Origin of the sequence: Haliscomenobacter sp., from assembly GCF_040403615.1 — a bacterium.
Taxonomy (GTDB): Bacteria; Bacteroidota; Bacteroidia; order Chitinophagales; family Saprospiraceae; genus Haliscomenobacter.
On record NZ_JBBAKG010000032.1, the window covers coordinates 1 to 13,577 of the forward strand.

Below are 13,577 nucleotides of genomic sequence, written 5' to 3' on the forward strand. Positions count from 1 at the left end.
ATCCAAAAACTTCCTACGCGAGAATGGGTCTTGATTAACAACTGACATCAACCCGCTTTGGATATTGGATATTGATTATTGGATATTGAAAAACTTGATTATTGGATATTGAAAAAAAATTCTGTTTGAAAGAAGCATTCCATTATTTTCTTCTGAACAAGCCATTCGGCTACCTGAGCCAATTCACGCCCGAAACGCCTGGCCAACTGACCCTGGCCGATCTGGGGCCGTTTCCACCCGATGTTTATCCTGTTGGTCGATTGGATCAAGACAGCGAAGGATTGTTGCTACTCAGCAATGATTCGCTGCTCAACATAAAATTACTCGATCCGCGTCATGCCCATTGGCGTACCTACTGGGTGCAAGTGGAAGGAGTCCCCACTGTAGCAGCTTTGCAGCAATTGCGCAACGGTGTAGACATTCGGATCAACAAAAAAACGCACCATACCCTGCCTGCTCGTGCCAAGTCCTTGACGCTGGAGGCACCTATTCCTGAACGCAATCCACCTATTCGTTTTCGGGCTAATATTCCTACGACCTGGATCGAAATCTCCTTGCAAGAAGGCAAAAACCGCCAAGTGCGGCGGATGTGCGCCAAAGTGGGTTTTCCGGTATTGCGCCTGCTCAGGGTGCAAATCGAAGAGCTGGCTTTGGGGGATTTACCCGTTGGCGCAATTAAGGAATGTACGCGTTCCGAGATTTATGCGCTGCTGAAACTCTAGGGCACTAGATTTATTTCCACACCACCGTGTATTTTTTGATCCCTCGCCCCATGGCTCCATTTTCTCCTTGCGCAATCACCTCAATACTGAAATTGCTCCAGTCGTCGGGTTGCAGGAAAGTAAAGTTGACTTTGCCCGTGGCGTCGGTCTCCAGGCTGGGATTCCAATACACCTGGGGACGAAAATAGGGTTGCGTTTTTTGAATACTGCTGTCCTTTGCGTCCAGCATTGGGAATGCTATTTGTTCTTGTAAACCACTAATTTTGAAGCGATCTGCTTCCTCCTTTGCTGGAATTTCAAGATCCGTGCGAGTTTGGATATTGACCACTCCGCTGCGGCCAATGGCCTTGAAATTGGCAAACAATTTTTCGGGTTGGTAATACAAATCGATCTTTTCAATCTGGCTGATTTTCAGTCGGGCCACAAAGTCTGCATCGCGGGTTACCTTGCCATTCACGATGAACATGGGGGTGCTGGGGTAAAAAGTGAGCGTGCCGGGGTTGTACATGCGGCCCTGGTAGCGATTGGTTTGCCGATCTAGCTTAAACGACAAGGCTGTCGATATCTCGCGGGCAAAAGTTGCCAGGTCTTCAAATGCTTCAAATTCAGCCATTACCAAACTGCGATCGGGTAGGAGAGGGGTTTTGCCCACGATTTGTGTGGCTGAATTCATTTGATTTTCTACCCTTGAGTACAGTTGATAGACTTTTTTGCGTTGTCGGCTCCATTCCAGGTATTTCAATATCCCGGGAGTATACAGCAGTGTGCTATTGGCAGTTGCCTTAAAGGGATTGAGCAGTTGTATTTCTATATCGGGATTGGGATGGCCCAAAAACTGGATGTTGCGCTGACCTGTGAAGGGGGGCATTTCTACAAATAATTCAGTTTGCTTGGGTGAGGTGTAGAGCATTTGCCAGTCTTCTGGAAAAAAAATACTGATCAGGTTTTGGCTTTGACTACCCGCTTCACCCAGGAGTTTGACCGGAATAAACAACTGATCACTCAAAGCATTGCTTGTTACTGCATTTCCTTGAATCAGGGTGTTTGCAGGGAAAACTGCCTCCCCGGCCAATGCCCAATCGTTGACCGCGATGGATAAGTCTGCTTTTATGGGTAGTCCATTGCGGTCTTTGACCTGAATGCTGGCTTGCACGGTTTCGCGGCTGTGGTATTGTTCTTTACCCAGTACAATGTCGATTTGTAGATCCTGGCTTAAAGTGGGGCCGGTAGCTACAGGTTCAGAAACCTTGAGCTCAGCAGGATTCAATTTTTCCAGGTCGTTGTAGATAGAAACGGGTACACTTGCCAGGATCACCGGCTGTTTGCTGGCCTTTTCCAAAGCCAAAAAAGCCAAGGAATATACCCCGGAAGCCACATCGAAGGGGATTTTAAAGCTGCCATTGACCTGAGTTTTTCCCATGGTGGGTAAAAAGAAGGTGCTAATTGGTGCACCATTTTTGCCAATGATGCCTACTTGTAGAGTAAACGCTTTTTCACGGGTTTCAATAGGAAGGTAGATTTTGAACCAAATCACCTCGCCACTTACATAGAACGACTTGTCGAGATGGACTAGGCAGGATGTTTCCTGGGGGTTTTGTGCCTTGGCTTCGGGCTGAATCAGCAACAAACTCCAGATGAATAGAAAAATGAATTTGAATGGCATAATTGCTTCTTTATTGTGACGCCAAAAATTACTTCCCGATTTTTTGCGTCATACTTAATCGATCCAAAAACTGGGTTTTGTCAATGTACTGCCGGTTTGCAACAAGCAGTTGTCGCAAATGGTAGGCCCAATGCGGGGTGTAGGTGGCTGTGGACAGTACTTGACTGGACTGCCCACCTGCTCGGGTTTTACGTAAATGCGCATGGTGTCTTGGGTGGTCGCGTAAAAGAAACCGAATACAGGCTCTTTGGGGTCAACAGCATTTTTGATGTTGGTTGCAATGGTTGCTGCTGGAGCCTCAAACATGTTGCCGGTTCGCTCCGCAAGGTTGCGCACCTGATCCCAGTATTGGAAGGCATTGTAGCTCAAGCTTTCCTGAATCAGGGTCAGGTAAAAACCTTCGGCAAAGCGGTGATCCAATAAGGCATCGGCAAGGGGGTGTTTATCCAAACGGTCTTGCTGGAAAGCGGCGCCGTCGTAAATGAAGATTTTTTCCAGACGCACAGGTTCGGTGTTGTAACAGATACGGGCTCGATCATCGGTCAGGCGGTACACCGCGGTCAGTTCCCAGCGCAGTTTTGCTTTTTCGGTTGAATTGGCTGCCTTTAAGGAGGTGTTGATCCAAAAACGCAGGTAAGCAGCAGTGCTGATGAAGCCTTTTTTGTTGGGCAAAGCCAGATCGAGCTGTTGATAACTGGTTTTCTCCAGTTTAGGAACCGGGATCATTTTTTCCACCCCGGATTCGTACTTGCGGCCATCGGGCAAAGTAACCCGGATGGAATAACCCTGGCCATTTTGTACCCGAAAAGTAGGATGATTGCCGGGGATCACCACGCGGTAAAGGCGCTTGGCGAATATTTCACTAAAATCAATGCTTGCTCCAGATTCACTTATCAGCGTAACTTTGGCCGAGCTGACATGCGTTTCCAGTTCGATCCCGTCGTAATCACCAATGCGTTGTACGGTGACTTCCGCTACCGCGGTACTGCCATTCACAATTTTGCCTTGAATGATCACCGCCTTGGTGTCAAAACGCTGGTTTTTGAGTTCTATCTCATCCAGGCAAGTAGTGCATACCAAAGCGAGGAGCAGCAACAATAGGCCATTTCTCATAAGGTTTCAAAATTGAAGGTGATGGAAGGAAACACGGTACCCAATACGGCAAGGCGATTGGCTTGTCCGGCGGTAAGTGGCGATTGGGTGAAATACACCGAAAATGCATTCCTGCGGGCATAGGCATTGTAAAGCGAAACCGTCCAACTGGTTTTGAATTTGCTGTTTTTGCGGTGGTCTTTCCCGATGGTATACGCCAAATCCAGGCGGTGGTAATCGGGAATCCGCAGCGCATTGCGGTCGGAATAAATGGGGATCAATACGCCGTTGGGGGTGCGGTAACTGCCTTGTGGCGCGGTGGTAGGCCGCCCGGTGCCATAGGTGAATTTTACGGTCAAAGTGTGCCGTTGGTTGTATTGGTAATTTAGTACCAGAGACAGGTCATGGGGTTTGTTGAAATTGCTGGGGTACCATTCGCCTCGATTGATGCCTGCGATTTGCCTTTCGGTACGTGAAAGGGTGTAACTCAGCAAACCATGCACCAGGCCGCTGTTTTTCTTGATGCTCAATTCCATCCCGTAAGCGCGGCCTTTTCCTTTCAGAATTTCGGTTTCAAGGTGTTCGTTTACGTTCAGGTTGGCAAAATCCTTGTAATCAAAAAGCTGGTCGATGGCCCGGCCATACACTTCCACCGAAGTTTCCCAGAGGTTGTCTTTGAAGTTTTGAAAATAGCCCAAAGAAACGTTGTGCGAGCGGGTCGGTTCAATGTATTGGGTGCTCAACTGATATTGACTGGTGGGGGTTGGCGAAGCCGAATTGAAAATCTGGTTGATGAATTGTGCGGTACGGCTGTAGCCCAACTTGACAGAAATGTCTTTCGAAAAGCGGTAACGGGCAGATACCCTCGGCTCAAGGCTTGTATAGGTTGCGATGGTTTTCCCTTTTGGGTAGAGGATGGTATCGGTGATTTCCTGCAAGTTGGGCAATTCCGGATTTTGATAGACAAACGCAGTTTTTGAGCCCAAAAATTGGTACAAACCAAAGCGAATCCCCCCGGAAATTTGCAAAGCCGGATCAGGTGACCAATCCGCATTGACAAAAGCTGCCGATTCGAGGCCCTGCTCTTTTTCCAGGGTTTTGGCAAAAACCTGCGAGAATTCCCCTGCTGGTTGCCTCGTTCCGGGTAAGGTAGCATAACCAATGGTGGAAAGCCCGGCATCAAATTGCAGGCCATCGCGCGGGATGAAAGTGAGCTGTTCTTTCAGGCTGAAAGATTGGATGTTGTTGTCGAGTCGAGAAGCATCGATGCCCGCATAATCGTGTTGAATACTCTCGTAATTGCTTAGAGTAGCAGAGAGTTTTGAAAACAATTTATTGGAGAAAATCCTCTTGTAAATGGCCTGCCCCATCAGGGTTTGGTAATCAAACCCGAATGCGTTGTTGTAGGCAAATTGATCTTTGCTGGCATAAGCGGCCAGAATGATGGTGTTCTTTTCATTGAATCGATGGGTGTACCGGAAGTTGGCGTCGTAAAAGAAGGCCGAACTGTTGCGCACTTCTACGTTTCTGGCCGAGCGCAGCACCCAGTCGGAGTAGGAAGAGCGAAATCCGGCAATGAACGAACTCTTTTTGGGAATGACTGGCCCCTCAATGGCGATGCGACTGCTCACGGGGCCAATGCCCCCCTTGATGCGCAGTTTTTCAAAATTCCCATCGCGCATTTCAACGTCCAATACCGAAGCCAGGCGGCCTCCGTATTGTGCTGGAATGATGCTCTTGTACAAGGTAACCCGGCTGAGGATATCGGAATGAAAGGAGCTAAAAAAGCCCAGCGCGTGGGAAGAATTAAAAAGGATGCCGTCGTCTTGCAACACCAGGTTTTGGTCTACTTCTCCGCCCCGCACATTGAAGCCCGTGGCGCCTTCACCAATGGAGCTAACTCCGGGAGACAGCAGCAGGCTTTTGATCACGTCCGTTTCCCCCAAAAAGGAAGGCAATTTGTTGATGCTTTTCAGATCGAGTCGAGTCAGACCAATTTGCACATTTTCTACGTTGGCATCTACTGCTTTTGCGCCTACAACCACTTCATCGAGGTTCACGGCAGCGCTTTCCATGCTGAGGGTAAGGGTGCCATCGCTGGCCAACTGAATGTCCTGGATCAGGTCTGCATTGCCGATGTATTGGATCAAGAGTTGGTGTTTGCCTACGGGAAGTTCGAGTTCGAAGCGGCCATCTTCGTTGGTAGCGCTGCCTCGGTTCTGGTCGATCACGCGGACGGAAGCGCCGATGACTGGCGTTTTGTCTTTTTGTTGCAGTACCAATCCACTCACTTTGGCTTGGCCGGAGGCTTTCAACTGGCGGATGTCCCCAATGTTGATGGTTTTTTTATTGGCACTGCTGTCGCGAATGGCGTTCAGGCCCCGTTCCAGCGCCAGGTAATAATCGGCGGCAAAGGTTTGATTGATGAATTCCCTGGTGGCAATGATTACAGCGTAATCGCGGTAAAAGAAAAAGCTATATGGGGTATCGGCCAATAATTTTTGCAGCGCTTCCTCCAGTCGCAGATCGTTGACCAAGAGAGAAAATGTGCCAACAGGCAAACTTTCGACCGGATAGTAAAAACGCAGGGGATAATTTTCCTCTAGGTATTGGAAGATGACAGGTAGCGGCTGCTGTTCGAGCGAGGCACGAATGCGCAGATCTGCCGCCTGGGTTTGTGCACAGGCATGATGGGTAACGCAACCAATCAGCCATATGGCCAGCAGGCATTGCAAAATGTGTGTTTTCATACTATCCGTTCAGGTTAGATTCCCGTTACAACGGGTCTGTTGGATAAAGATAAAAAACACTGCGGATAAATCAACACATAGCATATTCAATCCTTTTGAAAACCTCCGAACTCACGTTAAGTTACGCTCTGGTGAAGCGTCTTTTGCGCCACCAGCCGTATAGCCCACCAAACGCGCTGATCAGCAACAGAGGGAACAGGATATTCACCAGCTGCCACCATGATTTTTCGCTTTGGGCGCGGGTGGTGTCCAGCATGCGCAAGCGCACTTCTTTGCCACGGGCCGCGATGATGCCGTTTTTATCGAGGAGGTATTCCACCGCATTTTGCAAAAATTCCTTGTTGGCGTAAATGAAGTTTTCCACTTCGTTGTAGCCAAGAGGCACCACTTGATCGCGCATTTTGAGGTACTTGTTTTTGGCTATGTCCCCATCTGCTACCACGATTTGCCGGGTAGGTACGCTTTGGGTCTTGAACGTTTGGCCCAGTTGGGTCAGGCCGGTTTGCATCTCAGGAGTGATGCGGTTTTCGTACATCGAGGGGAAGATGCCTTCCATGGCCACCGACACCACTTGGGTACCTTTGTTGAATTTGTTGGGATCGATGTAACGCAAAAAATCAAGCCCCACCCGCACGGGTAAATACTGCAAGCGGGTGCGGGGGCTGGTGGTGAGCAAAACTGTTTTTTTCACTGGTGTTTTGGTACGCACTGCGGTATCGATGGTGCTGGCAAACAGCAAGTTGACGGGTGCTACCGACTTGGATACGGGGTGATCAGGGTTGGACAAGGTCAGGATGTGGTAGGGAAAAGCAATGTGCTGGCGCTGTTGACGGTCACCTTGCTTGCCAGTGGCTATCCAGATGGGCGAACATTGCAGGTCGAGTACCAGATCGGGTTGAATGCGAACGCCATAACGAAACAGCAGGTCATCGAGTTTAAGCTGGTAATCGCCGGGGATGTATTCGGGGTGGGCAAAAAGACTGTCTTTGTCCATGCGCACCATGTCCAGCAACCAGAGGATCTTGCCACCACTCATTACGTATTGGTCGATTTTGAATTTGTCTTTTTCGGAAAAAGCATTGAGCGGTTTAGCTACGATCAACGCCGAAATTTCAGGATTGATGTACGTAACGCTGTCCAGAAAAATGGTGCCAGTATTGCAAAATTTGCGCAAGGTGAGTTCAAAATCCTTGCGTTCATTGGGGCCAATCTCGCCATGCCCTACCGTGAACAGTACATTCGGTTTGCTGACTTGTTGCAATTTTTGGATGGCGTTGGCCAATTTGTATTCCAGGAGTGACACCGCATTGTTGAGCACCACGTCAGCTGATTGCGAAGGATCCTGGTTTTCCATGAGATTAACAGCCAGGCTGCGCCCTTTGTAGTTGACTACGGCATAGGGAAAAACAGGAGTTTCGTCGCGTTGGGCACCTTTCATTACTGTAAAAGACATGGGAAACATGCCTTCCTTGCGCAATTGCTCCATCCGGGCGTTGACTTCTGCGTCTTTGCCTTCCATGGGGTTATCAAAATCGTAATCTACCAGCGCAGATTGACTTCGAAAATCATCCAGCACATCGATGGCGGAAGACCGGAGGCGTTTCAACTCGGCGGGCAATTTGCCATCGAGCATGACTTTGACATACACGATTTCATCGAGGTTGCGCAGCAAATTCTTGGTGCCGTCGGTGAGTGTGAAGCGTTTTTCCTGGGTGAGGTCAAAGGTTCGGTACAAGGCAAAATTGCCCAGCCGTGCATTGGCCAGAATATTTAGAAAGACAACAATCCCTAAAAAAAGCCCCATTTGCAGGAGGGATTGCATTTTTTTGTTGTTGCTCATAATTACCATTTTCTTCTTTCCAGCGAAAACAAGGTCAAGGCCAGAAAGAGGATGCTTACAGAAAAAAAGTACACCAAATCACGGGTATCGACAATGCCACGACTGATCGAATTGTAATGGTAATCGATGCCCATTTTTTGAATCAAATCGTCGAGTCGGCCTGCAAATACTGGCAGTTTGCTGAAGTAGTAAAATCCGTAGTACAACATAAAGCACAGGAAGGTGGCCAACAAAAAAGCCAAAATCTGGTTGCTGCTCAGCGAAGAGGCGAAGATCCCCACCGCTGCAAAAATGGCTGCCAACAGGAAAAGTCCCAGGTATGACCCAAGGATGGCCCCTGCATCCAGATTGCCTTTGGGCAAACCGAGTTGATACACCGTGTAGTAATACAAAACCGTGGGTAAAATGGCAAAAAGTACCAACGCGAGTGCCGCAAAATACTTGCCCAAAATGATGTCGATTTCCCGCACGGGTTTGGTGGCCAAAAACTCGATCGTGCCGGTCTGTTGCTCTTCGGCCAGCAGCCGCATGGTGATGGCTGGGATCAGAAACATAAACACCAATGGAGCAGTATCAAACAAGGGCGCCAGGGTGGCAAACTTGTTTTCGAGGATACTGGAATCTGCGAATACAAACACAAACAACCCCAAAATCACCAAAAAAACGGCGATGGAGATGTATCCGATCAAGGAACTGAGAAAGGAGTTCACTTCTTTTTTAAAAATCGTCCACATAGGTTTATTTTAAGTAGAACGGGTTGCGCTCATTGTAGGCTTTGATCAGGCGGGGCAAAAATTCTGCCGTTTTTTCGGGGGTAAGTTCAGCGATGGCCCGCGGAAATTCCGGTCGGTCTTTGACCCATTGGCTTAAGTTTTCTTTGGAAAGGGGCGCAATTTCACCTGTTTCCAGGCGCAGCATTTTTTCCCGTACCACGGTGTCAACGTTTTTGATTTTGCCTTGCCGAAAAGGAATATTGGTTTGTGGAAAATAGGCTTTGATTTCTACCCAGCGGTCTACTTCTGTTTCGTAAGAAAAAAGCGAGATGTTGCCCACCAGCGTCAATTCTGCGAAAATGACCAATTTGCGGCGGGTACTGTCCGAAGGAATACGTATAAAAGGCCGGCCACTCCAGCACAAACCCCAAATGGAATCCATGTCCAGGGTATCGCCATCTTTTGGTTTTATCCATTCTACCTGCACTACTTTTTTCTCTTCGTTGACCACTGCCGAAAACTCAACGTTGACCATCGAATACTGCGGCTGATCGCTTTGAAACGCCTCCAGGGATTGGTAAATGCCGTCTTTAAACACGTAACTGGGTTTTACCGCCGTACGGTTTTGGCCGACAACGGTATTGCTCCAAAGCAGAATGACAAGAAATCCGATGTAAGTTATCGCTTTGTTCATTTGGATTTTGCGGTCAATTTTTGAAAAACATCTTCTACAGAATATGCTTCCTTGTGCATTTCGATCAGGGTCAATTTTTGGTCTACCGCAAAGCGGAATACATCGGGGCGAATATCAGCTTTGGCGTCGCTGGCCAATTGCCAAACGCCTTGGCCAATTTTTTTGACGGAATGAACCCCTTTGATTTTTTTGAGCAGTTCGGCCTTGATCTCTTCCAGAAAAGCCACGCTGACCATGGATTCTCCCTTGATGAGGTTGGGCAGTTCTTCGATGCGGTCGTCGGCAACAATTTTGCCGTTGTTGATGATGAGTACCCGGTTGCAAATCGCTTCCACTTCCTGCATGATATGGGTCGAAAAAATCAGGGTTTTTTCCTTGCCCAATTGTTTGATGAGGCTGCGGATTTCGACCAATTGGTTGGGGTCGAGGCCTGTAGTAGGTTCATCCAGGATCAGTACCTCGGGGTCGTGCAGCATGGCTTGTGCCAAACCTACCCGTTGGCGGTAACCTTTGGATAGTGCCCCGATGAGCTTGTTTTGTTCTTTTTCCAGTCCGGTAAGTCCGATCATGTCTTTGACGCGCTGCAAGGGTTGCTTCAGGCTGTGCAATCCTGCCACAAATTCCAGAAACTCCTTGACGTACATGTCTTTGTAAAGCGGGTTGTGCTCGGGCAGGTAGCCAATGCGTTGGCGGACTTCCAGGGGGGACTTACTGACATCAAAACCGCAGACTTCGGCACTTCCTGCGGTTTGGGGAATAAAGCCGGTAATGATTTTCATGGTGGTGGTTTTGCCCGCCCCATTTGGCCCTAAAAACCCCAGGATTTCCCCTTTGCCCGCTGTAAAAGACACCTGGTCAATGGCTTTTTGTTCACCGTACAATTTCGTCAAACCTTTGACTGTTACCGACATGCTTGTTTGTTTTTTTGGACTGTGCGCAAAACTAAGGAACGGAGATCACATAAAGATACTTTTAGACTGGAGTCTTTAATGATTTCCGTTTCCAAGAAAGAGTTGGCACGTGCTTCAACTATATTTTGAACTCGCTTCTAACGGAGAATTTTAAGGTTTAGGGTATCTTTCCGCAATTTTTTTTCATGTTTTTCATCTTTTAGGCCTGGTAAATGTCCGTTTGGCAACCTTTTTGATCCCTGAAGTGTAGCCTGGCGAACAGTTTTCCTGTAGAATGGCCGTTACCTTTGCATTGTTAATCATCAAAACACCTTAAATCATGTTTAAGCTTTCATTGTCAAATGTTTTGGCCGTAGTTGCCGCGATAATTTTATTGCAAACCCTGTTTTTCAAGTTTACTGCCCATCCGGATAGCGTATACATTTTTACCCAATTGGGACTGGAGCCCTATGGCCGCATCGGGATTGGCGTTGCAGAATTAATCACTGCATTTTTGTTGGTATGGCCACGTACCCGTGGTTTTGGAGCAGTGATCGGGTTGGGTGTGATCAGTGGTGCACTTTTTTTCCACATCACCAAATTGGGCATCAATGTCAACAATGATGGCGGTAAGCTTTTTGGTTTGGCCCTGGCTACTTTTGTATGTTGCTTGGTGCTCGTGTTTATCGAACGCAAGCAGTTGCCGATATTGAATAGGTTATAAGGAATAGTGGTCGTCATCCTGAAACGAACCAGGATGACGGCAATCATTTTATAATTCGATCACGGGTTTATTTTTGCTGAATTTAATGACATTAAGTTTTTTTAATTATTTTTGCGAAGTAAATACATACATGTATACCCAATTAAGACAAGCTCCATGGAATTCATTCAGCATATTTTCGGCGAAGATTTACAAGCTGCCTTCCTCATTGTACTCAACCTGATTTTGATCGAAAGCCTTCTTTCTGTAGACAATGCTGCAGTACTGGCCACTATGGTCATGGATTTGCCCAAAGAACAAAGAAACAAAGCTTTAAAATATGGTATTTTTGGCGCCTACTTTTTCCGTGGACTGTGTTTGATTTTTGCGGCCTGGCTTATTACAATCTGGTGGCTCAAACCCCTGGGAGGCTTGTATTTGTTGTACTTGACGTATGGCTATTTCAAGGGAAAGTCTACCCCTGATGATCCAAGTGACGATTACGTTGATAAAAAAAGCAATTGGCTCTATCGGGCTACCGTAGGGAGCTTTGGTATTTTTTGGGCTACGGTAGCATTGGTTGAATTGATGGATTTGGCCTTTTCTATTGACAATGTTTTTGCAGCAGTAGCCTTTACCGAAAATATTTATTTGATTTGTATTGGCGTGTTCATTGGCATTTTGGCGATGCGATTTGTGGCTCAGACTTTTGTAAAGCTGATGGAGCGATTTGAATTTTTAGAAACCATCGCCTTCATTGTCATTGGAGTACTTGGGCTTAAACTAACTGCTTCTTTGTATAGTCATTTGATGCCAAATTCTGCCTTGAATAAATTTATTGAAGGGGAAACGGCTGATTTGGTCATCTCCCTGTTTACGGTTGGGATTTTTATTCTGCCAATTCTGAGCTCCTACTACTTCAATTTCCCGGCAAGAGGAAACAAAGAATAATCGGTTTTCTTGTACAAGTCTGCTTTACAGATCAAGAATTGGCCATGGAAATGTACACCAAGCGTCCACCTGCTTCGGTTGACAGCAAAATTTTCTTGCCATCGGTTAATTCTACCATTCCTCCGATGGGGATTTCTTGTCCTTCCGTAACGTCCTTGAGTGAATTGAGTTTTTGATTGACCAGTACCCATTTCTGGTTGTGAAAAGTGAAATAGCCCACGGGTATTTTGTCTTCGGCATTCAAACGCTCGTTGCGAATGATGTTTCTATTGACGTGCCACTGAAACAAATATTGGTTGTGGTAAACCATCAAGCGGTGGTTTTCGGGTTTCCATACAGTGGGCTTGAATTCAAAATACAAGTCGAGCACAGGCAAGGTGCCAACGTGCTTGGTGCCACAAAATGGGCATTTGGGACTGACTGTATTGTCAAACACGTACCACTTTTCGTCACAAGCGGGGTTTGCACAAGGTTGCATCAAGTCGGTGGTTTTGAGCAAGGCTTGCTCCCACATATCGGCGGGGGGTCTTAGGGCTGGATTGTGCAAGCCATCAATGAATGCCTGGTCAAAAAGGGCTTTGAGGTAGGGGCCGGTAATGGTGTAGGGCAATTTGGATACATCTCCCCAAGGCAAATCCCATTTTGAAATTTGATTGAGTTTAGGGCGGTTGGAGGCATCGGTAGGATGTTCGATAAACAATGCTTTTTCACCCATGGAAAGCAAGTCATCCTTTTCGGTATCCAGATCATGAACTTTTCCGCCTTTTAGCGGATGTCTGCGCAGCAGGTACATGTACATCAACACCGCCAGGGCGTACAGATCCGTTTCTCTTTTGGGCAATTTTCGATTGGGGTCAGTTTTGCTCAAGTGCTTGGTAGCCAATACTTCTGGGGCAATGAAATCAGCCGTACCCACCACTTCGGGCGGGTATACGCCGTGCACTACGAGGCCGTCCAGGTCGATGATGCTGGCCGATTTGGTTACAGGGTCTACCAATACGTTGTTGTAGGACAAGTCCGAATGTGCCAGGCCCATCTGGTGCATTTTTTTTACGCCCCGAGCGATGTTGACGCATATTTGAAAATAACTCAACCAGTCACCGAGTTCAGAATTGTCTAGTTTTAGGGGAAAAAGTTTGTTTCTGAATTTGGAGGTAGCAAACCATTTCCCATTTTTTTCGCCACCTTTGATCAATTCATTGGCGGCGTAGCCTTTTTTGAAAAAAAACTTGGAGCTGTAAATTGGAACGATTACCCCGATGCGACCATTGAGTTCAACGACATCGGTAGGCCAACGGAAAATTTCATTGAGGTAGTAATCGCCAACCTCTCTGGTTTTGATTTGATTGAGGTAATCGGTGGTGATTTTTCTCAAGCGTTCTTTTTGATTGAAATCCAATTTTTCTCGAAAAAGAGCCACTACATAAGTGCGATCGGGGCTGAAATATACGTCCTTTACGCCTCCACGCTTCGGCTCACCATCGTCTACGTATTGGTAAGTATTGTTTGAGTTTGGGTTGACAGACTTGACGGTTACGATATTGCTCATGGCATTTTCC

General features: G+C 47.3%; 11 protein-coding genes. 3 read left to right on the forward strand and 8 right to left on the reverse strand.

What is annotated here, in order from left to right; all coding sequences use genetic code 11:
• Positions 1–125: 125 nt before the first annotated feature.
• Positions 126–722, forward strand: a complete 597-nt coding sequence (locus tag ABW391_RS12240; RefSeq protein WP_353482158.1) for a pseudouridine synthase — start codon at positions 126–128, stop codon at positions 720–722.
• A gap of 10 nt (positions 723–732) precedes the next feature.
• On the opposite strand, the gene ABW391_RS12245 is transcribed toward ABW391_RS12240, so the two are convergent.
• The 7 genes from ABW391_RS12245 to gldA all read right to left on the reverse strand — a co-directional run bounded on the left by ABW391_RS12245 (position 733) and on the right by gldA (position 10,385).
• Positions 733–2,385 carry a hypothetical protein gene (locus ABW391_RS12245; protein WP_353482159.1) on the reverse strand — a complete coding sequence of 551 codons (1,653 nt, stop codon included), beginning with the start codon at positions 2,383–2,385 and terminating at the stop codon, positions 733–735.
• Positions 2,386–2,439: 54 nt separating this feature from the next.
• A complete protein-coding gene (locus ABW391_RS12250; RefSeq protein ID WP_353482160.1) occupies positions 2,440–3,498 on the reverse strand; it encodes a DUF4249 family protein in 1,059 nt (352 codons plus the stop codon).
• A complete protein-coding gene (locus ABW391_RS12255; protein ID WP_353482161.1) occupies positions 3,495–6,227 on the reverse strand; it encodes a TonB-dependent receptor in 2,733 nt (910 codons plus the stop codon). Before ABW391_RS12255 ends, ABW391_RS12250 begins: the two co-directional genes overlap by 4 nt.
• Positions 6,228–6,348: 121 nt before the next feature.
• Complete coding sequence (gldG, locus tag ABW391_RS12260) at positions 6,349–8,067, reverse strand: gliding motility-associated ABC transporter substrate-binding protein GldG (protein ID WP_353482162.1); 1,719 nt, start codon at positions 8,065–8,067, stop codon at positions 6,349–6,351.
• A 2-nt stretch (positions 8,068–8,069) separates the two neighbouring features.
• Entirely contained in the window at positions 8,070–8,801 is a 732-nt protein-coding gene (gene gldF, locus ABW391_RS12265; RefSeq protein WP_353482163.1) for a gliding motility-associated ABC transporter permease subunit GldF, read from the reverse strand.
• Between the two features lie 4 nt (positions 8,802–8,805).
• Positions 8,806–9,474, reverse strand: coding sequence for a hypothetical protein (locus tag ABW391_RS12270; protein ID WP_353482164.1), 669 nt, complete (start codon positions 9,472–9,474; stop codon positions 8,806–8,808).
• Positions 9,471–10,385, reverse strand: coding sequence for a gliding motility-associated ABC transporter ATP-binding subunit GldA (gldA, locus tag ABW391_RS12275; protein ID WP_353482165.1), 915 nt, complete (start codon positions 10,383–10,385; stop codon positions 9,471–9,473). Before gldA ends, ABW391_RS12270 begins: the two co-directional genes overlap by 4 nt.
• 319 nt (positions 10,386–10,704) lie before the next feature.
• Between gldA and ABW391_RS12280 the strand changes: the two genes are divergently transcribed.
• Both ABW391_RS12280 and ABW391_RS12285 read left to right on the forward strand, forming a co-directional pair.
• Positions 10,705–11,088: a DoxX family protein gene (locus ABW391_RS12280; protein ID WP_353482166.1), complete on the forward strand. Its 384-nt coding sequence runs from the start codon at positions 10,705–10,707 to the stop codon at positions 11,086–11,088.
• A 156-nt stretch (positions 11,089–11,244) separates the two neighbouring features.
• Complete coding sequence (locus ABW391_RS12285; protein ID WP_353482167.1) at positions 11,245–12,018, forward strand: DUF475 domain-containing protein; 774 nt, start codon at positions 11,245–11,247, stop codon at positions 12,016–12,018.
• A 31-nt stretch (positions 12,019–12,049) separates the two neighbouring features.
• On the opposite strand, the gene ABW391_RS12290 is transcribed toward ABW391_RS12285, so the two are convergent.
• Positions 12,050–13,567, reverse strand: a complete 1,518-nt coding sequence (locus ABW391_RS12290; RefSeq protein WP_353482168.1) for a helix-hairpin-helix domain-containing protein — start codon at positions 13,565–13,567, stop codon at positions 12,050–12,052.
• Between the last annotated feature and the right edge of the window lie 10 nt (positions 13,568–13,577).

Coding starts and splice junctions, on each gene's coding strand:
- gldF (WP_353482163.1), bottom strand. CDS start 8,801: ATGTGGACGATTTTTAAAAAAGAAGTGAACTCCTTTCTCAGTTCCTTG.
- ABW391_RS12280 (WP_353482166.1), top strand. CDS start 10,705: ATGTTTAAGCTTTCATTGTCAAATGTTTTGGCCGTAGTTGCCGCGATA.
- ABW391_RS12285 (WP_353482167.1), top strand. CDS start 11,245: ATGGAATTCATTCAGCATATTTTCGGCGAAGATTTACAAGCTGCCTTC.
- ABW391_RS12255 (WP_353482161.1), bottom strand. CDS start 6,227: ATGAAAACACACATTTTGCAATGCCTGCTGGCCATATGGCTGATTGGT.
- ABW391_RS12245 (WP_353482159.1), bottom strand. CDS start 2,385: ATGCCATTCAAATTCATTTTTCTATTCATCTGGAGTTTGTTGCTGATT.
- gldG (WP_353482162.1), bottom strand. CDS start 8,067: ATGAGCAACAACAAAAAAATGCAATCCCTCCTGCAAATGGGGCTTTTT.
- gldA (WP_353482165.1), bottom strand. CDS start 10,385: ATGTCGGTAACAGTCAAAGGTTTGACGAAATTGTACGGTGAACAAAAA.
- ABW391_RS12250 (WP_353482160.1), bottom strand. CDS start 3,498: ATGAGAAATGGCCTATTGTTGCTGCTCCTCGCTTTGGTATGCACTACT.
- ABW391_RS12270 (WP_353482164.1), bottom strand. CDS start 9,474: ATGAACAAAGCGATAACTTACATCGGATTTCTTGTCATTCTGCTTTGG.
- ABW391_RS12290 (WP_353482168.1), bottom strand. CDS start 13,567: ATGAGCAATATCGTAACCGTCAAGTCTGTCAACCCAAACTCAAACAAT.